A 22,340-nucleotide genomic window follows, 5' to 3' on the forward strand; every position below is an offset into this window, starting at 1 on the left:
ATGAAAAAATTCGCATTGCTATTCATTGCGCTCGTTACGATTTTTGTTGTTTCTGCATGCGGAAACGGGGACAAAACATCAGGCAAATCAAAAGAAACAATCACAATCAAAGATGATCTGAACAAAGAAGGAGTCAAAGTGCCGAAGAATCCGAAAAAAGTCGTCGTATTCAACTTCGGAATGCTGGACACGATGGATGAACTCGGTTTACAGGATCACGTGGCGGGACTTCCTAAACAAAACCTTCCAAAATACTTATCTTCATATAAAAGTGATAAATACGCCAATACAGGCGGTTTAAAAGAACCGGATTTTGAAAAAGTCGCGGATATTGATCCGGATTTAATCATTATCGCCCACAGACAATCTGATTCTTATAAAGAGTTCTCAAAAATCGCGCCGACGATTTATCTTGATGATGACTATACAAACTACGTTGACAGATTCAAGCAAAACACCGAAGTGATCGGCAAAATCTTCAACAAAGAAAATGAAGTGAAAGATAAGCTTGCGAAAATTGACAAATCCATTGCCGATCTGAAGAAAAAGACAAGCAGCACGGATAAAAACGGGTTAGTGGTGATGGCGAACGACGGCAAAATCAGCGCGTTCGGATCTAAATCAAGATACGGCTTCATTCATGATGTGTTCGGCGTCAAACCGGCTGACAAAAACATCGAAGCCTCACTGCACGGACAAAGCATTTCCTATGAATATATCGCCAAAACAAACCCTGATTACATGTTTGTCGTTGACCGCGGAACAGCGATCGGCACAAAATCTTCAACAAAACAAGTGGTTGAAAATGATTATGTAAAATCGGTGAAAGCCGTGAAAAACAACCATGTTGTCTACCTTGATTCAGCTACATGGTATTTATCAGGAGGCGGCCTGGAATCCATGGCTCAGATGGTGAAAGAAGTAAAAGACGGAATCGAGAAGTAAAAAAAGAACCCGGTCACATACGTGATCGGGTTCTTTTTGGTTTACCGCGTCACGGCCTGCTGCTGCTCGGGCTGACGCGGTTTTTTCTTTAATGTAAAAGATAAGAGGAAGCCGGCCAGCGCGATGCAGGCGGCTACGACAAATGCCGCATTCATACCGTGCAGGGCGGCGTTTCCCGGAGTTGACGCATTGGCGTGTGCGGCCTGGCTGCTCATCACGGAAACTAAAAGCGCCGTACCGATAGAACCGCCGACTTGGCGGACGGTATTGTTCATGGCTGTGCCGTGCGGAATTAAGTGGCGCGGCAGGGCGTTGATTCCCGCTGTCGTCACCGGCATCATAATCATGGCTGTTCCCAAAAGCCGCGCGGTATAAACGACGACAATCCAAATGAGAGACGTCGAGTCTGTCAGATTCATAAACGGAAGGGACGTGAGCAGGATGATGAAGAATCCGGTCATCGCAAGGCCTTTTCCGCCGATTCTGTCAAATACCCGGCCGATAAACGGAGACATCATTCCCATCACAATCGCGCCCGGTAAAAGCATTAATCCGGTATCAAACGCGGATACGCCCCGGACTTTTTGCGTGTAAAGCGGGAGAATGGTTTCCGTTCCGATCAGCAGCGCGAAAACAAGCGTTCCGAGCAGGGTGGTCAGGCTGAAAATCCCGAAAGAAAACACGCGGAATTCCAGCATCGGTTTTTTGAGCTTCATCTGTCTTGCGATAAAGAAAATCAGCGCGACCGCTCCGACAAGCAGCGAAGTCAGCACTTCAGCACTGGTCCATCCTGATGAGCCGGCGCTTGAGAAGCCGTAAAGCAGACCGCCGAATCCGAGGGTCGATAAGATCACGGATAAAATATCAATCTGTGTTTCTCTTAATGTCGTGACGTTTTTCATCAGAATAATCGCTAAAAGCAAATCGATGACCGCGATCGGAAAGATGATATAAAACAACGAACGCCAAGAGAATGCTTCGACCGCCCATCCGGAAAGCGTCGGGCCGATTGCCGGCGCGAACGAGATAACCAAGCCGACCATTCCCATGGCGCGGCCGCGCTTTTCCATCGGGAAAATCGTGAGAAATACCGTCTGCATGAGAGGCAGCATAATTCCGGCGCCGGCCGCCTGGATAATCCGGGCCGTTAAGAGCACCGGAAAGTTCGGGGCGAATGCGCCGACAATGGTGCCCGCCGTGAAAATACTCATGGCGGAAATCAAGAGGGTGCGGCTCGTAAATTTCTCTATTAAAAATGCGGTAATCGGGATTAAAATCCCGTTCGTCAGCATAAACGATGTTGTCAGCCATTGTGCTTTGTTGGCGTCTATATTGAAGTCATTCATAATGTGCGGCAGCGCCGTGATAAGCAGTGTCTGGTTCAAAATGGCGACGAACGCTCCCGCCAAAAGAATCCCGACAATGACAGAGCGTTTGTATGGTGCAGTTTCAATACTCTTATTCAAGCTGATTCCTTCTTTCTTTATAGTTTGAGCAATGTTTTAACGGCTGCAAGCGGCTGGTGCAGCGGTCCGGCCTGCTCCAAATAACCGATGAGCGCTTTTATAAGAAAATCCCGCGGCTGTTTGTCCGCTGATTCTTTCTCCAGCATAGCCGCCGCGGAAGCGAGTCCTGCGGCGTCATATTTTTCCTCCGGAAGGGCTGAGACGGCTTCTTTCAGTTCCTTCAGGCTTTCAGCCAGCAATACGGTTTTGTCTTTCGGCTCAAATGAGGAAGCGGAGGCGATATAAAGGTCAATCATCTCCTGAGGCAAAGCGGTTTCGGTTGTCCTGTTTTCGACGATGAGATTGAGATGGCGGATGATAAACTCCGTGAGCGGCTCCAGGGCGAGCGGTTCTTTTTCCAGCTTAATCAGCGTGATGCATTCTCTCAGGAGCCCCTGCAGGACGATCACCAGCTCCCATACATAAGGAATAATGTCTTCGCCGTACGTCTGAATCAGTGAATCGCGATGCCAGCAGATAAAGGTGGAGCGGGCCCTGTGAATATGCCGTTTTACCCGCTCATTAATGGAAGAGGGGCTTCCGTACATCAGCATATTAAAAAACTGCTGATTGCGCCTGAAGCCTTCAAGCTCAGCCATCAGTTTTTTGGCAAACCGTTCCTCAGGGGAGAGGCTTGTTTCTGCATTCAATAATGAAGCGGCTGCTACCATCTGTTTCTGGTTAAAATCGAGCAGCTCCAGGAGCAGGTCTTCCTTTGATTCAAACAGCTTATATAAAGATGCTTTGGAGACTTTGCACTCCTCTGCGATCGCCTGCATCGAAACCGACGAAAAGCTTTTCCCGGAAAAAAGCTTCCTTGCCGCCAGCAGAATATCCGTTTTCTTATCATTCATAAGCCCAGATTCCTTCTTTCGTCACAATAGAAAACTCATCGGTTCACAGAAAACCAATGAGTATATGATGAAAATATTAACAAAAATTTTTACATAGTGTCAACGCTTTTGTTTGAGAAATAGAAAAAAACCTGCCGGAGTGTTCCGGCAGGCTGATACGTTTATTTATCCGTCTTAAATCCTTGTTTTTCAAGCATTTCACGAATGTGAGGATAATAAACCTGCTTATAGTAGGAGGTGATGCCTTGTGACCAGTTTCTTGTTTCCTGTCCGTCGGTGCGTTTTTTCATGTATTCGGACATCTGCTTGTCATAGGCCTCGATATGTGTTCTTAAATCTTCTTCTTGATACGTTTCATGATGCAGAACGGCTGCTTGCGGCAGACGCGGTTTTTTCGCGGAGCGGTCTGCCGGCTGGCCGATGACGAGACCGGAAACCGGGAAAACGTATTTCGGAAGTTTCAGCAATTCAATGAGTTCGTCCGGCTTGCCGCGCACGGCGCCGATCGGCACAGTGCCGAGTCCCATTGATTCAGCCGCAGCCGTTGCCGTACCCAGCGCAATCCCGACATCTACGGCTCCGACTAGAACGGACTCTAAACCGTTCGTGATCTCAAGCGGTGTATCATTATATTCTTCAAGCGCAATTTTGGCGCGGTTAAAATCAGCGCAGAATAAAAGGAAAACCGGCGCTTGGTCAATCCACGGCTGGCCGCCAGCCAATTCGGATATTTTTTTCTTCCGTTCCTTATCTTTCACCGCAATAACGGTAAATTGCTGGCCGTTAATGGAAGTCGGCGCTGCCTGAGCGGCTTGGATGATAAGATCCAGCTGTTCATCCGATACGGGTTCATCTGTGTAGCTGCGGATGGAACGGTGGTCTGTTAATAATTGAAGGACTTCGTTCATGTCATTCATCCTTTCGTTACTCTGACAGTTCTGTGCGGACGACGTCAAGCGGCGCACTCAGCACTTCTTTCGCTTTTGCCACGAATCCTTGGAAATGGTCAGTTGCGTTGTGGGATTTCATCGCTTCTTCATCTTTCCATTGTTCAAGCATGACGAATGTATTTTCCTCACCGACTTTTTCGAAAAGATCGTATTGCACATTTCCTTCTTCCGCGCGTGAATGCTGAACAAGTGATTGCGCTTCTCCTAAAAATTCCTCGCGTTTATCCGCTTTTACTTTCATGTAAGCCTGTAAGACGATCATTGTCATTCCTCCTGATTGGGTTTATTTGTTATAGTTCGAATATCATCGAACTAACTGTAACATGTTTCATTGCGAAAGGTAAAGGAAAAACCCTCACCGCCTAAATTGTCACCCGCCGCTTTTATGTGTTACATTTGACTCATGAACATTCCAAACCATCCTGAAACCGAACGCTTACAGCTGACAAAGGTTCTTCATGCTCTGAGTGATCCGCTCCGCTTAGAGCTGGTCAAACAATTGGCGGAAACAACAGAAAAAACGTGCGGAACCTGCGCTGATGTCCGGGTCGCTAAATCAACGCTGTCCCATCACTTCAAAGTGCTGCGGGAAGCGGGGATCGCCCAAGTGCGCATAGACGGGAAGCACCGTTATTATTCCCTGCGCAAAGATGATTTACATGAGGCGTTTCCCGGCCTGCTGGAGGCGATTTTGCAGACAGAACCGGACCGCTGGTAAATAAGTCCCCGAATTCCGGGGGTTTTTTTTATGCGCCGAAAACCGCCCGGTAAAGCCTGTAGACGCCTTCTTGAATATCGCACTCCTTCAGGCGGGCGAACCCCAGGATAAGCTGCGGTTTGTTTGAATCGCCTCCCGCTTTCAGACGGAACCGGCTCATCGCAAACAGATCGAGCTGTTCTGCATCCGCCCGTGCCAATATTTCTTTTTCTGAACGGGCGCAGTCAAACTCAGTGACAAAATGAAGCCCCGCATTGGCGCCCTTTACACTTATTCTTTCTCCGAATGTTTCTTCCAAAGCAGAAATGAGGCGTTCCCGCATGTTCTTATAATGCTGCTTCATCTTTTTAATATGTTTCTGATATTCACCTGAATCGATAAATTCTTTCAACGCGAGCTGGGCAAGCGTGCTGCACGTATGCAGGTCATACGTTCTCTCTTTGAACGTCCGCAAAAGCCCGGGCGGCAGAACCATGTAGCTGATGCGCAGGCCGGGGAAAAGGGATTTTGAAAAGGTCCCCATGTAGATGACATTTTGAAACCGGTCAAGGCTTTGAAGCGCCGGTATCGTATCGGCGTCATATTTAAATTCACTGTCATAATCATCTTCAATGATGAAGCGGCCGCTCTGTTCGGCGGCCCAGTTTAAAAGCTGAATCCGCCGGGAAGCCGGCATGATCACGCCTGAGGGGAATTGATGGGAAGGCGTGGTGATCAATACAGACGGCCGGCGTTTTTCGATTTCGTCCATGGACATGCCTTTTTCATCAAGGCTGATCGTCGCCGTCTTTTTCCCGAGGTTTTGCAGCAGCCGGTACATCCTCATATATCCCGGGTTCTCCATGGCGTAGAGCGCGTCTTCTGGCAGCAGTTCCGTCAGCAGCTGCACCAGCATTTGCGTGCCCGCCCCGAGTACGATTTGTTCCGGGCGGCATGTAACGCCCCTTGTCAGGGAAATAAGCCGCGAAATTGTTTCACGGACTTCATATAAACCTTGCGGATGGACGAGTTCTCCGAGTGTATGAAATGAACGGGCGGCTGCTTTATGCTCACAGCGGAACCAGCTTTTCAGGGGGAAATGCGCCGTATCCACGCTCATATGAGAAAACGAAATCCAGCCGCTCTTATCCGGCTCCCGCTCTTTCAAATCATCAGGCAATAGGAACGAAGGCGCTTCTTCATGATAAACCGTATCAATTTTCTCCACGAAAAAGCCTTTTCTTTCGACTGCATATAAATAACCTTCCGAAAGCAGCTGCTGATAAGCTGAATTCACTGAATTCACGCTGACCTTCAGCGTCTCGGCAAGCTCCCGTTTAGACGGCACCTTTGTGTGAGGCATCAGGCTGCGCTTCAAAACGGCCGCTTTTATGTGCTGATAGATCTGCTGATAGATATAATCGGCCGTTTCCGAATGATCAATGGAAATCGTCAGCATCCAGACCCTGCTCCTTTCTGATACCATGGATAAATTGATTTTGGTACTTTTCATCATACCAAAAAGAAGTCAGAATGATAAGAAAACAATGCAGGGGGATGGAATCTATGAGTCGAACAGCATCATCGGAAGTGACAACTGCCCAGTGGCAGCAAAAACGGGATCAATTCGTTTCCAAGGGGGTCGGCAACGGAAACCGCGGCATGGCGGTAAAAGGGGAAGGGGCGCTTTTGTACGATTTGGACGGCAGACGATTCATTGATTTTGCCGGAGCGATCGGAACGCTGAATGTCGGCCATTCCCATCCGAAAGTGGTGGAGGCCGTGAAGAAACAGGCGGAGGATCTGATTCACCCGGGTTTTAACGTTATGATGTATCCGTCTTATATTGAGCTGGCCGAAAAACTTTGCGCCCTTGCGCCGGGAGATCATGCGAAAAAAGCGATTTTTCTCAATTCGGGGGCGGAAGCGGTGGAAAACGCCGTGAAAATCGCCAGAAAATATACGAAGCGCCAGGCTGTCGTGTCATTTACAAGAGGGTTCCACGGCCGCACGAACATGACGATGAGCATGACGAGCAAGGTGAAGCCTTATAAATTCGGTTTCGGCCCATTTGCCTCAGAGGTGTATCAGGCGCCGTTTCCTTACTATTATCAAAAGCCGGCCGGCATGAGCGACGAGCAGTATGACGACTTTATCATCAGCGCTTTTGAGGATTTCTTTATCGCCGCAGTTGCACCGGAAACCGTCGCCTGTGTCGTAATGGAGCCGGTTCAGGGAGAAGGCGGCTTCATCATTCCTTCAAAACGTTTCGTGCAGCACGTCGCCGCTTTTTGTAAAAAACACGGCATCGTTTTTGTAGCGGATGAGATTCAGACCGGTTTTGCCAGAACGGGAACATATTTTGCGATTGAGCATTTCGGAGCCGTTCCTGATTTGATCACCGTATCCAAATCACTTGCGGCCGGATTGCCGCTGAGCGGCGTCATCGGCCGGGCGGAAATGCTTGATGCCGCCGCGCCGGGTGAACTCGGGGGCACATATGCGGGAAGCCCGCTCGGCTGTGCGGCTGCGCTCGCGGTCTTGGATATTATTGAAGAAGAAGGGCTGAATCGGCGTTCCGAGGAGATCGGCCGGATCATCGAGCATCAAGCGCTCGAGTGGAAAAAAGAGCATGCCTGCATCGGAGAAGTGCGCAGACTCGGCGCGATGGCGGCCATCGAAATTGTCAAAGATCCGGACACGCGGGAACCGGACAAAGCAAAAGCCGCGGCGATCGCTAAAACGGCGAACGAGAACGGACTGCTGCTGCTGACGGCTGGCATAAACGGCAACATTATCAGATTCCTGACGCCGCTTGTCGTGACGGATGAGCAGCTCAAAGAAGGCCTTTCTATTATCGAAGCAGCTCTGTGAGTTCAATTATTGGAATGCCGGCGGATGTGTCTGCTATCATGAAAGTATAAGATACATCAACAAGCATTCAATGGCTTTACTATAGCAGAGAAAGGAATGTTCAATATGCCAGAACAATTAACAGTGTACAATCCGGCAACGGGAGAGGCGATCGAAAGCATCCCTCAGCAGACGGCCGAAGATGTTGAAAAAGCGATTGAACGTTCACATCAAGCGTTTCAATCATGGTCCAAAACATCAGCGGGAGAACGTGCCTCACTTTTGAGAAAATGGTATGAGCTGATTGTTGAACATAAAGAAGAACTTGCGGAATTAATTACGAAAGAAAACGGCAAACCGTACGAAGAAGCGGTCGGAGAAGTTTTATACGGCGCCGGCTATATTGAATGGTTCGCCGAAGAAGCAAAACGGATTTACGGCAGAACCGTACCTGCGCCGACAACGGGCAAACGGATTGTCGTCACCCGTCAGGCGGTCGGCCCGGTAGCCGCGATCACGCCGTGGAATTTCCCGAATGCGATGATTACAAGAAAAGCCGCGCCCGCTTTGGCGGCAGGCTGTACGTTCATCATCAAACCGGCGGAGGATACGCCGCTTTCAGCTTACGCCCTTGCGCGTCTCGCATATGAAGCGGGAATTCCGAAGGACGTGCTGCAAGTGGTGATCGGTGACGGAGCCGAAATCGGAAACGTCTTCACCAGCAGCCCGAAAATCCGCAAAATTACTTTCACCGGCTCAACGCCTGTCGGCAAAATCCTGATGAAAAACAGCGCCGACACCGTAAAACATATGTCAATGGAGCTTGGCGGACATGCGCCGCTGATCGTGGATGAAGACGCTGATCTTGATCTGGCGGTAGCCCAAACAATGGCCTCTAAATTCAGAAACGCCGGCCAAACCTGCGTCTGTGCGAACCGGCTGATCGTACACGAATCCGTGAAAGACGAGTTTGCGAAAAAACTGAGTGAAGAAGCTGCGAAACTCAAAGTCGGAAACGGTCTTGAAAAAGGCGTAAACGTCGGCCCTGTCATCAACAAAAAAGGCTTCGATAAAATCGTCGGCCAAATTAATGACGCCGTGGAAAAAGGCGCAGAAGTGCTGACGGGCGGAACGTATGACCAAAACGATGAAAAAGGATGCTATTTCGTGACGCCGACCGTGCTTTCAAATGTAGATACATCCATGAACATCATGCATGAAGAAACATTCGGCCCGGTTGCGCCGATCGTTACGTTCTCAGATATTGATGAAGCGATCAAGCTTGCGAACGATACGCCGTTCGGGCTTGCGGCTTATTTCTTCACAGAGAACTACCGCCGCGGCATCTATATTTCTGAACAGCTTGAATACGGCATCATAGGCTGGAATGACGGCGGTCCGTCCGCGGTTCAAGCGCCGTTCGGAGGAATGAAAGAAAGCGGCATCGGCCGTGAAGGCGGTACGGAAGGCATTGAACCGTACCTGGAAACCAAATACATGTCTATCGGACTTTAATGAGCCGAAAAGAAAGCCCCGCTACTAAGCGGGGCTGTTTTTATTGAGCGGTCTGCCGGTGAATATCGCCGGCAGGCTTTTTTGATCTTGCGGGAATAATCGGTTCGATTCCAGACAAAATAACAGCAAATACGATTGAAAGAAGGTCGCCATCATGGATATATTACTGGCTCTTCTCCCGGCTTTATTTTGGGGGAGCATCGTGTTATTTAACGTCAAATTAGGCGGCGGGCCTTACAGCCAGACGCTGGGAACGACAATCGGGGCGCTCATCGTTTCGTTTGTGCTGTATCTGTTTGTCCACCCGGTGCTGTCTGGGCGCATTTTTATTGTCGGCATCATCTCGGGGCTGTTTTGGTCGCTCGGCCAAAGCAATCAGCTTAAAAGCATACAGCTGATGGGCGTTTCAAAAACGATGCCGATATCAACGGGAATGCAGCTCGTCTCGACTTCTTTGTTCGGTGTGATCGTATTCAAAGAATGGTCAACCCCGATCGCGATTACGCTGGGTATTCTCGCCCTTATTTTTATCATCATCGGGATTGTGCTCACATCTTTAGAAGATAAAAAGGGGCGGGCGGACGGAGAACCGGGAAACTTAAAAAAAGGCATTGTCATCCTGCTGATCTCCACGCTCGGTTATTTGGTCTATGTCGTTGTGGCCCGGCTGTTCGGCGTATCCGGATGGTCAGCGCTACTGCCGCAGGCGATCGGGATGGTCATCGGCGGACTGCTCCTGACGTACAAGCATAAACCGTTTAATAAGTACGCCCTCAAGAACATTCTGCCGGGAATCATCTGGGCGCTCGGGAATATGTTTCTGTTCATCTCACAGCCGCGCGTCGGAGTTGCGACAAGTTTTTCCCTCTCTCAAATGGGGATCGTCATCAGCACGCTCGGCGGAATCTTCATTCTCCGTGAGAGCAAAACGAAGCGTCAGCTGGTCGCCATTGCCATCGGGATTATCCTGATCATTGTGGCCGCGGTATTCTTAGGCGTTGCGAAATCAAATTCATAACATATGCAGGAGGTTTGAACATGTACACGGATTTAAAAGGAAAAGTCGTTGCCATTACGGGAGCTTCATCAGGATTAGGAAAAGCGATGGCGATCCGCTTCGGACAGGAGCAGGCGAAAGTCGTGGTTAACTACTATAGTAATGAAAAAGACGCCCAAACCGTTAAAGAAGAGATTCAAAAAGCGGGAGGCGAAGCGGTCATCGTTCAAGGAGACGTCACAAAAGAAGAAGATGTCAAAAACATCGTGCAGACCGCGGTGAAGGAATTCGGAACATTGGATGTCATGATCAATAACGCCGGCATGGAAAATCCGGTTCAGTCGCATGAAATGCCGCTCAAAGACTGGAACAAAGTCATCAATACCAATCTGACCGGCGCTTTCTTAGGAAGCCGCGAAGCCATTAAATATTACGTAGAGAATGATATTCAAGGAAACGTCATTAACATGTCAAGCGTACATGAAATGATTCCATGGCCGCTGTTTGTTCACTACGCGGCGAGTAAAGGCGGCATCAAATTGATGACGGAAACGCTGGCGCTTGAGTACGCGCCGAAGCGCATCCGTGTTAACAATATCGGACCGGGAGCCATCAATACGCCGATCAACGCGGAAAAATTTGCGGATCCCGTTCAGAGAAAAGATGTGGAAAGCATGATTCCGATGGGATATATCGGTGAGCCGGAAGAAATCGCGGCTGTCGCCGTCTGGCTTGCTTCGAAGGAATCAAGCTACGTGACCGGCATTACGCTGTTTGCTGACGGAGGAATGACCAAATATCCGTCATTCCAGGCAGGCCGCGGATAAGAAAAAAAGCGATCGCAGGCTCTTTAGAGCCGGATCGCTTTTTGCTTACGCACGTTTTTTCTTTACAAGCGCCGCGATGGAAAGGATAATCGCCGCAGCTGACAGAACGATGGCCGCAATATCAAGCGCTGATACGCCGGATTTGCTTTCTTCGTTTGACTGTTCAGCTCCGTGCGCATCCGTCACGCTGGCCGATTTCGTGATTTTCGTAATCGAGTGGGGCGTGTCGGCTTTCTCATCACCCGTCCATTCTACAATGCTGCCGTCTTTGTAATATTGGTAAGCGTCCCAAGCGGCATCTCCGCTCTTTTCAGGATTTTTCGCAACGAACGTGAACTGCTGGAATTGGCCGGGCTGAATGCCGCCGCCGTCCTTTGCTTCCCAAGTGACGGAGACCGCTTTGTCATCATGTTTGGATACGGATGTTTTCCAGCCCGGAATCGGCTGATACTGCTGAAATTCAACGCCGGCGGGCATTTTCAGCACGACTTTCGTTGTCGGCTCATTCTTTTCCACAGGAACTTTCATCGTGTACGTTTCCCAAGAACCGGCCGCGGATTCCGCGGGTTTGACTGAGACGTGGGCGCTTGCTGTCGCCGTAAAACCGACGAGTGACAGGGTCACGGCGGATATGAATAATAAAGCCTTTTTTTTCAACATGAGATACACTCCTTAGTTTGTCGTTGAGAATATTTGGTTGATTTCATTAAAATCGTTTGTCAGCCCGTGGACTTTGATCTTCCAGTTTCCCTTTTCGGTGATGGACAGGTTGGCGGCTTCAAATGTGCCTTCCTTCGTCTTCTTCAAATCAAAGGTGCTTTCATGCTGTTTGCCGCTGAAGCCCGTCTGGTAAACAGTGACCGTAAATTGCTGAATGTCTTTTACCAAGCTGCCGTTGTGATCGGTGACAATGACTTGAAATTCATTTTTACCCGGCTGGTTCGGCGTAATGTGCAAGGACAGGGTTTCCCCGTTTCCGATCGTTTCTGAGCCGTTAAAAGGCAATGGCGCAGGCGGCGGCGGACTGGGCAGGCTTGTGAAGACGGCGGTTGTAAATAACACCGCAATGCCTAGTGCCCATTCGGCCTTTATCGTTGCGCTGATGCTCCTTTTTCTGCTGAACTTCGTCATCCATACGTGAACGGCGCCGAGCACAAGCATGATGACAAACAGTCCGATTTTCAAAAGGAGCGTCTTACCGTAAGCGGTGTGAAAGAGTGAATCAAACGTGCGGATAATGAAAAATCCGTTCAGCACGCCTGAAAATAACAGCACACCGACAGAGGCGAACGCCCAAGGAGAAAACCGTCTGACCGTTTCCCAAGCGATGGTTTTATCGGGTTTTCTCCACTCTGACGAAAGAAGCAGCACAAGCGCGGCGATACCGCCCATCCATACAGACGCGGCCGATAAATGGAGAAAGTCCATCGCGATGCCGACCGCTTTTTCGTCGATAACCGCCGCATGCCCGGCGAATGCTTTTGCCAAAAGCGAAGCGAAGAAGAATAACAGCGGCGCCGTCCAGTACGCAAATGACCGGAATGCTTTCTTCTTCAACAGCGGGATCATGGACAGGGCGAGCAGGATAAATAAGCTGATCTGGATCATCCAGACGTACCCGCCTGCCGTTTTCAGAAGCGTTTCTTTTACATAGTCCGGCTGAAACGCGGCGCTCCAAGCGCCGCCCGCGTTTTCTTTCGTCTGGATCGGGAGCTGGCAGATAAGCGCGAGCCCCGTTAAACATAAAGAAATCACGAGCAGCTTTACAGTTCGTTTTGCTTTTGATGAATCTTTATTATTTCTGTACCAAAACAGATGGAAAAAAGCCGTGCCGATAAACAGGGAGAGAGCGGTGTACAAAATACCGCGGTCGATGGCCGCTTCGGGATGAAGCGCCGCTTGCGATGATGTCTGCTCCTGAAGTTCTCCGCCGGCTTTTCCGATACTGAAAGGGATGACGCCGGATACCGGATGTCCGTCGCCCGATACCGCGTTCCATTCCGCTCTGTAAATATCATGCGGCAGCTTTTTTTTCAATGCCGCGGTCATGATGCGGGCATTATTTTTTTGAATCACCGTTTTGCCCGCGTCGACCCGTTCGCCGGATGAATTATAGACCTTAATGGAGTGGAAGCCTTCTTCAATCTGTTCATTAAACTCAATTTCAATCTGCTTCGGCGTTTGTTTTAATTCGCTGTTCTCACCCGGATTTGAGTTTGTGATGTAGGCGTGGGCGAAGCTTGTTTTCGGAATCAAAACAAGGAACAGCAAAAAGATGAGCCAGCGTTTGTTCTGTCTCATGGATGATGACACCGCCTTCCGGTTGGTTGTTGTTATGTCTTGCTGCAGGTGCATCCCTTCTGCCTGTCGTGTAAGATGATGTCCGCCGCCTCGTCAAAGGTGCAAATGACCCCGCCGAATCCTTTTTGAAACCGTTCTGCGTAATCAAGCGTTGAGAAGGGAATCGCCTGAGGCCGGCAGCAGTGAAGGTCAATATCGGCATGGACTAAAAAGTATGCGGAAGCGGCCGTCAGCGTCGTCTGGAGAAGAAAATCTTTACAAATGACGTGGGACACTTCTTCCTTTTTATCCTCATACCGCAAAATCGCGCAATGAATGCAGCACATCTGCTCAACGGCTTGTGAAACGGTAATAAGCTGAACAGAATACGAATGCTGAATCGGCCGCAGGCAATAGCCGCATTGATTGGCGCTCCGTTCTGAAGCGGGAGGGAGCGTAATGCCGCCGGGTGTCCGGATAATCCGGTTTGCATCCGCCAGCTGATTGACGTCTCTGTACACGGTCATCTCGGAGACGCCGAATCTCTCGCTTATGTCAGAGATTTTCAGCGCGCCCTCTTCTTTCAGCCATTCAAGCAAGGTTTGCTGTCTGTGAATCGGAAGCAATTCTGCATCCTCCTTTTTATGCGAATGAGTGATGAACCTCCCTCTAAGAGTAGATGTTTTCACAAATGCACACAAGAGCCTGATGATAAAATATGTGAAAAAATGTTGAACAATCACAAATGTAAAAGACGTAGTCAGACTCTGTTATAATAGAAGAGTTGAATGGAGGAATAAACATGAAAGAAACGACCTGCCCGAACTGCGGCAAGCCGATTACAGGCGACATGGTCAGATCATCCATGATCCCGTGCCAGTTTCAGTGCGGGCATTGCCATGTGAAATTGCGTGAATATAAAGTATCCGCTCCGATTATGGCTGTGGCCATTGCGATTACGGTGCTTTTGATTTATCTTGTGCAGATGGCTAGAACCGCCGTCATGCCGATGTTTCCGGCAGCGCGGTATGTGCCGGCCGCCATTTTCGCGCTCGTATGTGCGTATCCGGTGTTTATTGTCAGTGAGCGGCTCATTGCCAAACTCGTCGTCACAAAAGGACACATTATATACAGAAAGCGGTAAGACACCTTTGATAAGGTGTCTTTTTTTTGTTAAGGAGTTGTCACAGTCTCTGTGCCAAACTCCTCTTTACTTTTCATTGAATGGGGATTGTAAGCGTTTTATGATGAAGACACAGGGGAGAGAGAAACCCCGTGTCTTATTTATTTTCATCTGAAGGCAAGCAAACAGGGAGGGAATGAACATGCAGCAAGAACAGCAAGCTGGCATGAAAGTGAAGATACAGCGGTTCGGCAGTTATTTAAGCGGTATGATCATGCCGAATATCGGTGCATTTATCGCATGGGGAATTATCACCGCGCTGTTTATACCTAAGGGGTGGTTTCCGAATCCGCAGCTGAATACATTGGTAAGCCCGATGATTACGTATCTTCTTCCGCTTTTAATCGCATATACGGGCGGAAAAATGATTTACGATCACCGCGGGGGAGTCGTCGGAGCGACGGCTGCCATCGGAGTCATTGTCGGAGCGGACATTCCGATGTTCTTAGGGGCAATGATTATGGGGCCTTTGGGCGGTTATCTCATTAAACAATTAGACCGTGTGTTTAAAGATAAAGTCAGACAGGGTTTTGAAATGCTGATCAACAACTTCACGGCGGGAATTATCGGAGCTGTGCTGACGATTATCGCGTTTTATGCGATCGGTCCGGTCGTCCTGTCTCTTAACAAATTGCTGGCGGCAGGTGTGGAAGTCATTGTCCACGCGAATTTGCTGCCGATTGCAAGCGTTTTCGTAGAACCGGCGAAAGTCCTGTTCCTGAATAACGCGATCAACCACGGCATTTTAAGTCCGATCGGAATCGAGCAGGCCGCCAAAGCGGGTAAATCCATTCTGTTCTTAGTGGAAGCGAACCCCGGGCCGGGACTCGGTATTTTACTGGCATATATGTTCTTTGGGAAAGGCTCTTCAAGATCGACGGCTCCGGGAGCGGCGATCATTCATTTCTTCGGGGGGATTCATGAAATCTATTTCCCTTACATTTTAATGAAACCGATGCTGATCCTCGCGGCGATCGCCGGGGGAGCGAGCGGACTGCTTACATTCTCGATCTTTAACGCGGGTCTTGTCGCCGCATCATCTCCGGGAAGCATCATCGCCATTTTGGCGCTGACGCCGAAAGGAAGCTATCTCGGCGTGCTGGCGGGCGTCATCGTTGCCGCGGCCGTATCGTTTATCGTCTCGGCGCTTATTCTGAAATCGTCTAAAGCGGGCGAAGAAGATTTGACAGCCGCGGCGGAAAAAATGCAGGAAATGAAAGGCAGGAAAAGCGAAGCTGCGGCCGCGTTGGCGGACAAAGAGGAAGAGCCGGAAAACAGCGCCGCTGATATTTCCGCTGACCAAGTCAGCCGCATTATCTTCGCATGCGACGCGGGTATGGGATCGAGCGCAATGGGCGCCTCCATTTTAAGAAACAAAGTGAAAAAAGCAGACCTGGATATTGATGTGACAAATACGTCGATCAATAATCTTCCGAATGACGCGGATATCGTCATTACGCATAAGGACCTGACTGACCGCGCGAAAGCGAAGCTGCCGCAGGCGGTGCACATTTCGGTTGATAATTTCTTGAACAGCCCGAAATACGATGAACTGATTGAAAAGCTTAAAAACTAATCAAACAGAAAGAGGGATCTTCATCATGGAAGTATTGGCTAAAGCGAACATCAAACTGAACCAGACGGTGAACTCAAAAGAGGGTGCCATCCGCCTCGCGGGACAGACATTGATTGATAACGGCTATGTGAAGAACGGCTATGTGGAAAAAATGTTCGAACGTGAAGAAACATCATCCACGTTTATGGGGAATTTCATCGCGATCCCGCACGGCACGGAAGATGCGAAGGATGAGGTGCTTCATTCAGGTATTTCCGTCATCCAGATTCCGGACGGTGTTGAATACGGTGAAGGCAATACGGCAAAGGTCGTTTTCGGTATCGCCGGAAAAAACAATGAACACTTAGACATCCTGTCAAACATCGCCATCATCTGCTCAGAGGAAGAAAACATCGAACGGCTGATCAGTGCAAAGACGGAAGAAGAACTGGCCGCTATTTTCAGCGAGGTGAACTGACATGATTGCCCTTCATTTCGGAGCGGGAAACATCGGGCGGGGCTTTATCGGCGCCCTGCTCCATCATTCCGGCTATGACGTAGTTTTCGCTGATGTGAATGAAACGATGGTCAGCCTTCTCAATGAAAAGAAGGAATATACCGTGGAGCTTGCCGACGGCGGCCGCCAGACCGAAATCATCGGCCCCGTTTCAGCCATCAACAGCGCGGTGCAAGAACAAGAGCTGTACGGGCTGATCAATGAAGCGGCGATCATTACGACGGCGGTGGGCCCGAACGTTCTCAGACTCATCGCCCCGTCCATCGCGGAAGGCCTGAAGCGCAGAACGTCCTCTGAGCCTCTCAATATCATTGCCTGTGAAAATATGATCGGCGGCAGCAGTTTTCTGAAAAAAGAAGTTTTCGGACATTTGACGGAAGCGGAGCGGGAACTCGTGAACCGGACGGTCGGCTTCCCGGATTCTGCGGTAGATCGGATCGTGCCGATTCAGCACCATGAAGATCCGCTGAAAGTATCCGTAGAACCGTTTTTTGAATGGGTCATAGACAGAACCGGCTTTGCCGGCGGCCAGCCGGTACTTAAAGGCGCGTTGTTTACGGATGATCTTACGCCTTTCATCGAGAGAAAGCTGTTTACCGTCAATACCGGTCATGCCGTTACGGCGTACGTCGGCTATCAGCGCGGATTAAAAACCGTCAAAGAGGCCATCGGCCATCCGGAAATCCGGCGTGTCGTGTACGATGCACTTTCAGAAACGGGCGAGTACTTGGTGAAAGCGTACGGCTTTAAGCAATCCGAACACGAGCAGTACATGAAAAAAATCATCGGCCGCTTTGAAAATGAATACATCACGGATGATGTGACAAGAGTCGCCAGATCACCGCTCAGAAAACTCGGAGCGAATGACAGATTAGTAGGGCCGGCCAAAAAAATAAAAGAACCGAACGCGCTGGCAGAAGGCATCGCCGCCGCCCTGCGCTTTGACTATCAGGATGATCCGGAAGCGGTTGAGCTGCAAAAGCTTATCGCGGATAAAGGCACGAGCCGCGTTCTTCAAGACATTTGCGGTATTCAGCCGCATGAACCGCTGCACGGCATCGTGCTCAAAAAGCTCAATCAATAAAAATGAACCCGCGTCGGGGGACGCGGGTTTTTTCTTGCGTTATAATAAGAGGGAAGGGAGGCTGCGTGATGAATCAGAAGCTATTGCCCCATCGTTATCCGTTTCTTTTAATTGACGGCACGACGAACAGTGAAGCCGGAAAATGGGCGGCTGCTTACAAAAACATCAGTGAAAATGACTGGTTTATAACTGAATCCCAAAGAGAGATGCCATTTTCGCTCGTCGTTGAAGCAATGGCCCAAACGGCGGCTTGCGCGGGAATTACCGGCGGTGACGGCCTCGGTCTTTTATCCGCGGTGAAGAAAGCGGAAAGGTTAGGTGCCGCTTTGCCGGGAGACCGTCTGGATCTTTTGTTTGAGGTCACGCGAATCAGACGCGGTTTTGTGTTCGGCCGGGCGAAAGCGTCCGTTGCCGGGAAGCCTGTGGCAGAAGCTGAACTCAGCATATTTATCCAGCCATCGTAAAAAAAGCCGCCTCCATCGGCGGCTTTCGGACAAGCGTGTTATTTTGTATCATAATCTCTTTCACTTTGTGAATTGTCCCTTTGGTCATGTTTGTGTTTTTCGTCATTGGCGTTTTCCTTCAGCTCTTCCAGCGGAATCGGATCGGTTAAATCATGATGTTCAGGATTTTCATTCGGTTTGTTCTTTTGTTTTCTTTCTTTCATCCTCCATCACCTCAATATTTCTTTTCCTCAACGTTCTCCCCGCCAAACGCAGGAAGCGGTTTTTTGTTCCTGTGGGTCATATGTATTAAAATAGAGACGACTACATTATAAAAAGTGAGGTACATATATGCCGATACAAAGAGAAGACGCAGATATTAAACTGATCGCGATTGATATGGACGGAACCCTGCTCAATGACGAGCAGCTCATCCCGGAGGAAAACCGGCGGGCGATCAAGGAAGCGGAGGCGAAAGGAATTCACGTCGTCATCAGCACAGGACGCACGCTGATGACCTGCCGCGAACTGGCTGAGTCTCTCGAGCTGTCATCCTTTTTAATCACGGCAAACGGCAGCGAAATCTGGGATTCCAACTTTGAGCTGGTTGAGCGCAAGCTTCTTCATACCGATCATATTCAAAAATTATGGGATCTGAGGAATAAGCACAACACGAATTTCTGGGCCTCTACCGTCGATAGAGTGTGGAGAGGGGAATTCCCGGAAACGATTACGGATCATCAGTGGCTCAAGTTCGGATTCGAAATCGAGGATGACGAAGTGCGGAATGAGGTGCTGAAAGAGCTCAAGGAATACAAGGAGCTCGAGATCACAAACTCCAGTCCGATCAACATCGAAGTCAATGCCCTCGGTATCAACAAAGCGGCTGCGCTGGCGAAGGTATCGGAAAAACTCGGCTTCACGATGGAAAATGTGATGGCCATGGGTGACAGTCTGAATGACATTGCCATGATTGAAAAAGCGGGTGTCGGTGTCGCCATGGGGAATGCGCAGGACATCGTGAAAGAAACAGCTGACTGGGTGACTGATGTCAACACGGAAAACGGGGTCGCCAAAGCGATCCGCCACTGGGTGTTATAATAGAAAAAAGAGAGAGTCTCAGTATGAGGCTCTCTTTTTTTGTTTTGTCAGATTTATGACTAGGTCCATGGTAGGTTTTCTGACAAAAGGATGTTCAAACCTGTCAGAATTAAATATAATGAAGAGAAATCCAACAATTCGGAATAGTCATTCCGAATAGCGGAATGATAATTATATAAAACGTTTACAATACAGGAGGGATCTTATGTTTCAGATTGACATCAATTGTGATTTAGGAGAGAGTTTCGGTGCTTATAAAATCGGACTGGATGAAGAGATTTTGGATTATGTGACATCTGCAAACATCGCCTGCGGCTTTCATGCGGGTGATCCCAGCGTGATGCGCAAAACGGTTGCGCTTGCGGCGGAAAAAGGCGTGAAAATCGGCGCTCATCCCGGGCTGTTCGATCTGCAGGGATTCGGGCGGCGGCAGATCGCGATTACACCCGAGGAAGCGTATGATCTGACGCTGTACCAAATCGGCGCGCTGTCAGGGTTTTTAAAAGCAGAAGGTGTCGAGATGCAGCATGTGAAGCCGCACGGCGCTTTATATAATATGGCTGCCGTCAATCCCGGCCTGTCAGAAGCCATCGCTCAGGCGGTCTGTCATTTTGATCCCGGGCTTATTCTTTTCGGGCTTTCCGGTAGCGAGCTGATTAAAGCGGGAGATCGAATCGGACTGAGGACGGCAAGCGAAGTGTTTGCGGACCGCACCTATCAGGAAGACGGCACGCTGACGCCGCGTTCAGAGCCGGATGCGCTGATTCAGGATGACAAAAAAGCGGTCGGTCAAGTGATTCAAATGGTGAAAGACAGCACGGTGACATCACGTAAGGGACAAGCTGTAAGCCTGAAAGCGGACACGGTCTGCATTCACGGAGACGGGGCCCACGCCCTCACATTCGCAAAAACAATCAAAAAAGAATTAAAAGCGGCAGACATTCAAATCAGCGCGCTTGCAAAAGACTGAGCAGCAGAGGGAGGAAGACAGCATGGAGCAAAAGAAAAAAACAGCCGGAAAGGCTTCCGGCAAATGGTCGATTCTTTTAGGCGCGACATTTTTGATGGCGACATCATCAATCGGGCCCGGCTTTCTGACGCAAACGGCCACGTTTACCAATACATTGGCGGCAAGCTTCGGCTTTATCATTTTAATTTCTATTATTTTGGACATTTTCGCGCAAACCAATGTATGGCGGATTATCGCGGTTTCCGGAAAGCGCGGCCAAGAGATTGCCAATATGGTGCTTCCGGGCGCCGGTTATGCCATTGCTTTTCTGGTCATGCTCGGCGGACTTGCGTTTAATATCGGAAACATCGGCGGCGCGGGTCTCGGTCTTCAAGTATTATTCGGGATCAAACCGGAGATCGGCGCTTTAATCAGCGCAGCGGTCGCGGTGCTGATTTTTGTCATAAAGGAAGCCGGAAAAGTCATGGACCGTTTTATGCAGATCGCCGGCATCGTCATGATCGTATTGACGGTGTATGTTGCCGTAACGACGGCTCCGCCCGTCGGACACGCCGTTGTGAAAACTTTTATGCCAGATCATATCAGTGTGCTGGCGATCGTGACGCTTGTCGGCGGCACGGTCGGCGGATACATTACATTTGCCGGCGGTCACCGTTTGCTTGATTCAGGCATCCAAGGGAAAGAAGTCATCCCTCAGGTTACGAAAAGCTCCATCACAGGCGTTCTGATTACATCGATTATGCGGATTGCCCTGTTTCTCGCCGTGCTCGGCGTCGTCTCAAAGGGCCTGAGCATTGATCCTGATAATCCGGCGGCTTCTGTATTCCGGCTTGCGGCGGGAAATGTAGGCTATAAAATTTTCGGCGTCATCATGTGGTCTGCCGCTATCACGTCTGTCATCGGCGCCGCCTATACATCGGTATCATTTTTCAAATCGTTTTCAACAAAAATCGAAAAGCACTCACATGGCGTAATTATCGGTTTTATCATCGTATCCACTCTTATTTTTGTCACGATCGGTCAGCCTGCTAAAATTTTGGTCGCGGTCGGTTCGCTTAACGGCTTAATTCTGCCGCTTGCATTAGCGATGATTCTGTTGGGCGCTTATAAGAAAAAAATCGTCGGCGATTACAAGCATCCGATCTGGCTCACGATTGCAGGGGCGATCGTAGTGGTTGTCATGGCGGTTATGGGCATCTATACATTATTCACGCAAATGCCGCAGCTATGGAGCTGATGATATGAAAAACAATATGAGTGACATGAGCCCCGAAGAAGTCAGACAGCTGATCAGGAAGGGGCAGATGACCGGGCCGACGGCGGGGATGGCCGCTTCTTACGCACAAGCCAATCTCGTCGTTTTGCAAAAGGATCTTGCCTTTGATTTTCTCTTATTCTGCCAGCGCAATCAAAAGCCTTGTCCGGTGCTTAATGTGACGGATGCGGGTTCACCCGTTCCGGCAATAGCTGCGCAGGGAGCTGATATCCGGACGGACTTTCCGAAATACAGGATTTATCGGCATGGCGTGCTTACTGAAGAGGTAACGGATATTACGCCGTATTGGAGGGGTGATTATGTCGGGTTTTTGATCGGCTGCAGTTTTTCATTCGAGCAAGCCCTTATTAATCAGCACATTCCAATCAGGCATATTGATGAAGGCGTGAACGTTCCCATGTATAAAACAAATATTGACTGTGTTCCCGCCGGCCCGTTTTCGGGAAAGATGGTCGTCAGCATGAGACCGATTCCGGAAAGGCTTGCAGTCCGGGCGGCGCAGGTCACGTCACGTTTTCCCGCCGTGCACGGCGCCCCCGTCCGCATCGGAAATCCGCAAAGCATCGGTATCAGCGATTTGCATCAGCCGGATTTCGGAGATGCCGTAACAGTGCGGGAAGGTGAAGTTCCCGTATTCTGGGCCTGCGGCGTTACACCCCAGGCGGTGATCATGGAAGCAAAGCCTGACATCGTAATAACACATTCACCGGGGCACATGCTGATCACCGATATACGAAATGAATCGCTTGCTGTCCTGTAAGTGAGAAAGAATACAACGAGGTGATGAC

General features: G+C 49.6%; 24 protein-coding genes. 15 read left to right on the plus strand and 9 right to left on the minus strand.

Annotated elements, in window-relative coordinates:
- Nucleotides 1-945 carry a siderophore ABC transporter substrate-binding protein gene (locus tag MY7_RS01035; protein ID WP_007609406.1) on the plus strand — a complete coding sequence of 315 codons (945 nt, stop codon included), beginning with the start codon at nucleotides 1-3 and terminating at the stop codon, nucleotides 943-945.
- A 41-nt stretch (nucleotides 946-986) separates the two neighbouring features.
- On the opposite strand, the gene MY7_RS01040 is transcribed toward MY7_RS01035, so the two are convergent.
- The 4 genes from MY7_RS01040 to MY7_RS01055 form a co-directional block, all read right to left on the minus strand.
- Nucleotides 987-2,411, minus strand: coding sequence for an MDR family MFS transporter (locus tag MY7_RS01040; RefSeq protein WP_007609408.1), 1,425 nt, complete (start codon nucleotides 2,409-2,411; stop codon nucleotides 987-989).
- Between the two features lie 17 nt (nucleotides 2,412-2,428).
- Complete coding sequence (locus MY7_RS01045; RefSeq protein WP_007609410.1) at nucleotides 2,429-3,304, minus strand: TetR/AcrR family transcriptional regulator; 876 nt, start codon at nucleotides 3,302-3,304, stop codon at nucleotides 2,429-2,431.
- A gap of 161 nt (nucleotides 3,305-3,465) precedes the next feature.
- The gene (nfsA, locus tag MY7_RS01050; RefSeq protein ID WP_007609414.1) at nucleotides 3,466-4,212 is read right to left on the minus strand and encodes an oxygen-insensitive NADPH nitroreductase; all 747 of its coding nucleotides are present in this window, start codon (nucleotides 4,210-4,212) and stop codon (nucleotides 3,466-3,468) included.
- Nucleotides 4,213-4,228: 16 nt separating this feature from the next.
- Nucleotides 4,229-4,516 carry a putative quinol monooxygenase gene (locus tag MY7_RS01055; RefSeq protein WP_012116809.1) on the minus strand — a complete coding sequence of 96 codons (288 nt, stop codon included), beginning with the start codon at nucleotides 4,514-4,516 and terminating at the stop codon, nucleotides 4,229-4,231.
- A 141-nt stretch (nucleotides 4,517-4,657) separates the two neighbouring features.
- Between MY7_RS01055 and MY7_RS01060 the strand changes: the two genes are divergently transcribed.
- A complete protein-coding gene (locus MY7_RS01060) occupies nucleotides 4,658-4,972 on the plus strand; it encodes an ArsR/SmtB family transcription factor (RefSeq protein WP_007609417.1) in 315 nt (104 codons plus the stop codon).
- 28 nt (nucleotides 4,973-5,000) lie between these two features.
- On the opposite strand, the gene gabR is transcribed toward MY7_RS01060, so the two are convergent.
- Nucleotides 5,001-6,410 carry a MocR-like transcriptional regulator GabR gene (gabR, locus tag MY7_RS01065; protein WP_007609418.1) on the minus strand — a complete coding sequence of 470 codons (1,410 nt, stop codon included), beginning with the start codon at nucleotides 6,408-6,410 and terminating at the stop codon, nucleotides 5,001-5,003.
- A 107-nt stretch (nucleotides 6,411-6,517) separates the two neighbouring features.
- Between gabR and gabT the strand changes: the two genes are divergently transcribed.
- The 4 genes from gabT to gdh all read left to right on the plus strand — a co-directional run bounded on the left by gabT (nucleotide 6,518) and on the right by gdh (nucleotide 11,143).
- On the plus strand, nucleotides 6,518-7,825 hold the full coding sequence (gene gabT, locus MY7_RS01070; protein ID WP_029326228.1) for a 4-aminobutyrate--2-oxoglutarate transaminase: 1,308 nt from the start codon (nucleotides 6,518-6,520) through the stop codon (nucleotides 7,823-7,825).
- Nucleotides 7,826-7,930: 105 nt separating this feature from the next.
- Complete coding sequence (gabD, locus tag MY7_RS01075) at nucleotides 7,931-9,319, plus strand: succinate-semialdehyde dehydrogenase (protein ID WP_029326227.1); 1,389 nt, start codon at nucleotides 7,931-7,933, stop codon at nucleotides 9,317-9,319.
- A 154-nt stretch (nucleotides 9,320-9,473) separates the two neighbouring features.
- Nucleotides 9,474-10,337 carry a RhaT/GlcU family sugar-proton symporter gene (locus MY7_RS01080; RefSeq protein ID WP_003156317.1) on the plus strand — a complete coding sequence of 288 codons (864 nt, stop codon included), beginning with the start codon at nucleotides 9,474-9,476 and terminating at the stop codon, nucleotides 10,335-10,337.
- Between the two features lie 20 nt (nucleotides 10,338-10,357).
- Nucleotides 10,358-11,143, plus strand: coding sequence for a glucose 1-dehydrogenase (gdh, locus tag MY7_RS01085; protein WP_007609424.1), 786 nt, complete (start codon nucleotides 10,358-10,360; stop codon nucleotides 11,141-11,143).
- Nucleotides 11,144-11,188: 45 nt separating this feature from the next.
- Here gdh and MY7_RS01090 read toward each other — a convergent pair whose 3' ends face one another.
- From MY7_RS01090 to MY7_RS01100, 3 genes are read right to left on the minus strand one after another with little or no spacing between them, the layout of a single operon-like run.
- On the minus strand, nucleotides 11,189-11,803 hold the full coding sequence (locus MY7_RS01090) for a YcnI family copper-binding membrane protein (RefSeq protein WP_007609430.1): 615 nt from the start codon (nucleotides 11,801-11,803) through the stop codon (nucleotides 11,189-11,191).
- Nucleotides 11,804-11,815: 12 nt separating this feature from the next.
- Nucleotides 11,816-13,444, minus strand: coding sequence for a copper resistance CopC/CopD family protein (locus MY7_RS01095; protein ID WP_029326226.1), 1,629 nt, complete (start codon nucleotides 13,442-13,444; stop codon nucleotides 11,816-11,818).
- 32 nt (nucleotides 13,445-13,476) lie between these two features.
- Nucleotides 13,477-14,049: a DeoR family transcriptional regulator gene (locus MY7_RS01100; protein ID WP_007609432.1), complete on the minus strand. Its 573-nt coding sequence runs from the start codon at nucleotides 14,047-14,049 to the stop codon at nucleotides 13,477-13,479.
- A gap of 176 nt (nucleotides 14,050-14,225) precedes the next feature.
- Between MY7_RS01100 and MY7_RS01105 the strand changes: the two genes are divergently transcribed.
- The 5 genes from MY7_RS01105 (at nucleotide 14,226) to MY7_RS01125 (ending at nucleotide 18,226) form a co-directional block, all read left to right on the plus strand.
- Nucleotides 14,226-14,567, plus strand: coding sequence for a hypothetical protein (locus MY7_RS01105; RefSeq protein ID WP_007609433.1), 342 nt, complete (start codon nucleotides 14,226-14,228; stop codon nucleotides 14,565-14,567).
- Nucleotides 14,568-14,742: 175 nt separating this feature from the next.
- Nucleotides 14,743-16,182 carry a PTS mannitol transporter subunit IICB gene (locus tag MY7_RS01110; RefSeq protein ID WP_007609434.1) on the plus strand — a complete coding sequence of 480 codons (1,440 nt, stop codon included), beginning with the start codon at nucleotides 14,743-14,745 and terminating at the stop codon, nucleotides 16,180-16,182.
- A gap of 25 nt (nucleotides 16,183-16,207) precedes the next feature.
- A complete protein-coding gene (locus MY7_RS01115; RefSeq protein ID WP_029326224.1) occupies nucleotides 16,208-16,639 on the plus strand; it encodes a PTS sugar transporter subunit IIA in 432 nt (143 codons plus the stop codon).
- 1 nt (nucleotide 16,640) lies between these two features.
- Nucleotides 16,641-17,762: a mannitol-1-phosphate 5-dehydrogenase gene (locus MY7_RS01120; protein ID WP_007609439.1), complete on the plus strand. Its 1,122-nt coding sequence runs from the start codon at nucleotides 16,641-16,643 to the stop codon at nucleotides 17,760-17,762.
- A 68-nt stretch (nucleotides 17,763-17,830) separates the two neighbouring features.
- The gene (locus tag MY7_RS01125) at nucleotides 17,831-18,226 is read left to right on the plus strand and encodes a 3-hydroxyacyl-ACP dehydratase FabZ family protein (protein WP_007609441.1); all 396 of its coding nucleotides are present in this window, start codon (nucleotides 17,831-17,833) and stop codon (nucleotides 18,224-18,226) included.
- A gap of 38 nt (nucleotides 18,227-18,264) precedes the next feature.
- On the opposite strand, the gene MY7_RS19475 is transcribed toward MY7_RS01125, so the two are convergent.
- Entirely contained in the window at nucleotides 18,265-18,429 is a 165-nt protein-coding gene (locus MY7_RS19475; protein ID WP_003156294.1) for a hypothetical protein, read from the minus strand.
- A 127-nt stretch (nucleotides 18,430-18,556) separates the two neighbouring features.
- Here MY7_RS19475 and MY7_RS01130 point away from each other — a divergent pair, with 127 nt between their 5' ends.
- The 4 genes from MY7_RS01130 to MY7_RS01145 all read left to right on the plus strand — a co-directional run bounded on the left by MY7_RS01130 (nucleotide 18,557) and on the right by MY7_RS01145 (nucleotide 22,312).
- Nucleotides 18,557-19,306 (plus strand): Cof-type HAD-IIB family hydrolase, encoded by a 750-nt coding sequence (locus tag MY7_RS01130; protein WP_003156292.1) that lies wholly within the window; start codon nucleotides 18,557-18,559, stop codon nucleotides 19,304-19,306.
- Nucleotides 19,307-19,511: 205 nt separating this feature from the next.
- The gene (locus MY7_RS01135; RefSeq protein ID WP_007609444.1) at nucleotides 19,512-20,276 is read left to right on the plus strand and encodes a 5-oxoprolinase subunit PxpA; all 765 of its coding nucleotides are present in this window, start codon (nucleotides 19,512-19,514) and stop codon (nucleotides 20,274-20,276) included.
- Nucleotides 20,277-20,298: 22 nt separating this feature from the next.
- Nucleotides 20,299-21,513 (plus strand): NRAMP family divalent metal transporter, encoded by a 1,215-nt coding sequence (locus MY7_RS01140; protein WP_029326223.1) that lies wholly within the window; start codon nucleotides 20,299-20,301, stop codon nucleotides 21,511-21,513.
- A 4-nt stretch (nucleotides 21,514-21,517) separates the two neighbouring features.
- Nucleotides 21,518-22,312 carry a putative hydro-lyase gene (locus tag MY7_RS01145; protein WP_007609446.1) on the plus strand — a complete coding sequence of 265 codons (795 nt, stop codon included), beginning with the start codon at nucleotides 21,518-21,520 and terminating at the stop codon, nucleotides 22,310-22,312.
- The last annotated feature ends 28 nt before the right edge of the window (nucleotides 22,313-22,340 follow it).

The organism is Bacillus sp. 5B6, assembly GCF_000259405.1.
Lineage (GTDB): Bacteria > Bacillota > Bacilli > Bacillales > Bacillaceae > Bacillus > Bacillus velezensis.

Bases quoted from the DNA above. Each gene is read 5' to 3' on its own strand.
- MY7_RS01035 (WP_007609406.1), top strand. From the start codon at position 1: ATGAAAAAATTCGCATTGCTATTCATTGCGCTCGTTACGATTTTTGTT.
- MY7_RS01045 (WP_007609410.1), bottom strand. From the start codon at position 3,304: ATGAATGATAAGAAAACGGATATTCTGCTGGCGGCAAGGAAGCTTTTT.
- nfsA (WP_007609414.1), bottom strand. From the start codon at position 4,212: ATGAACGAAGTCCTTCAATTATTAACAGACCACCGTTCCATCCGCAGC.
- MY7_RS01055 (WP_012116809.1), bottom strand. From the start codon at position 4,516: ATGATCGTCTTACAGGCTTACATGAAAGTAAAAGCGGATAAACGCGAG.
- MY7_RS01060 (WP_007609417.1), top strand. From the start codon at position 4,658: ATGAACATTCCAAACCATCCTGAAACCGAACGCTTACAGCTGACAAAG.
- gabR (WP_007609418.1), bottom strand. From the start codon at position 6,410: ATGCTGACGATTTCCATTGATCATTCGGAAACGGCCGATTATATCTAT.
- gabT (WP_029326228.1), top strand. From the start codon at position 6,518: ATGAGTCGAACAGCATCATCGGAAGTGACAACTGCCCAGTGGCAGCAA.
- gabD (WP_029326227.1), top strand. From the start codon at position 7,931: ATGCCAGAACAATTAACAGTGTACAATCCGGCAACGGGAGAGGCGATC.
- MY7_RS01080 (WP_003156317.1), top strand. From the start codon at position 9,474: ATGGATATATTACTGGCTCTTCTCCCGGCTTTATTTTGGGGGAGCATC.
- gdh (WP_007609424.1), top strand. From the start codon at position 10,358: ATGTACACGGATTTAAAAGGAAAAGTCGTTGCCATTACGGGAGCTTCA.
- MY7_RS01090 (WP_007609430.1), bottom strand. From the start codon at position 11,803: ATGTTGAAAAAAAAGGCTTTATTATTCATATCCGCCGTGACCCTGTCA.
- MY7_RS01095 (WP_029326226.1), bottom strand. From the start codon at position 13,444: ATGAGACAGAACAAACGCTGGCTCATCTTTTTGCTGTTCCTTGTTTTG.
- MY7_RS01105 (WP_007609433.1), top strand. From the start codon at position 14,226: ATGAAAGAAACGACCTGCCCGAACTGCGGCAAGCCGATTACAGGCGAC.
- MY7_RS01110 (WP_007609434.1), top strand. From the start codon at position 14,743: ATGAACATGCAGCAAGAACAGCAAGCTGGCATGAAAGTGAAGATACAG.
- MY7_RS01115 (WP_029326224.1), top strand. From the start codon at position 16,208: ATGGAAGTATTGGCTAAAGCGAACATCAAACTGAACCAGACGGTGAAC.
- MY7_RS01120 (WP_007609439.1), top strand. From the start codon at position 16,641: ATGATTGCCCTTCATTTCGGAGCGGGAAACATCGGGCGGGGCTTTATC.
- MY7_RS01125 (WP_007609441.1), top strand. From the start codon at position 17,831: ATGAATCAGAAGCTATTGCCCCATCGTTATCCGTTTCTTTTAATTGAC.
- MY7_RS19475 (WP_003156294.1), bottom strand. From the start codon at position 18,429: ATGAAAGAAAGAAAACAAAAGAACAAACCGAATGAAAATCCTGAACAT.
- MY7_RS01130 (WP_003156292.1), top strand. From the start codon at position 18,557: ATGCCGATACAAAGAGAAGACGCAGATATTAAACTGATCGCGATTGAT.
- MY7_RS01135 (WP_007609444.1), top strand. From the start codon at position 19,512: ATGTTTCAGATTGACATCAATTGTGATTTAGGAGAGAGTTTCGGTGCT.
- MY7_RS01140 (WP_029326223.1), top strand. From the start codon at position 20,299: ATGGAGCAAAAGAAAAAAACAGCCGGAAAGGCTTCCGGCAAATGGTCG.
- MY7_RS01145 (WP_007609446.1), top strand. From the start codon at position 21,518: ATGAAAAACAATATGAGTGACATGAGCCCCGAAGAAGTCAGACAGCTG.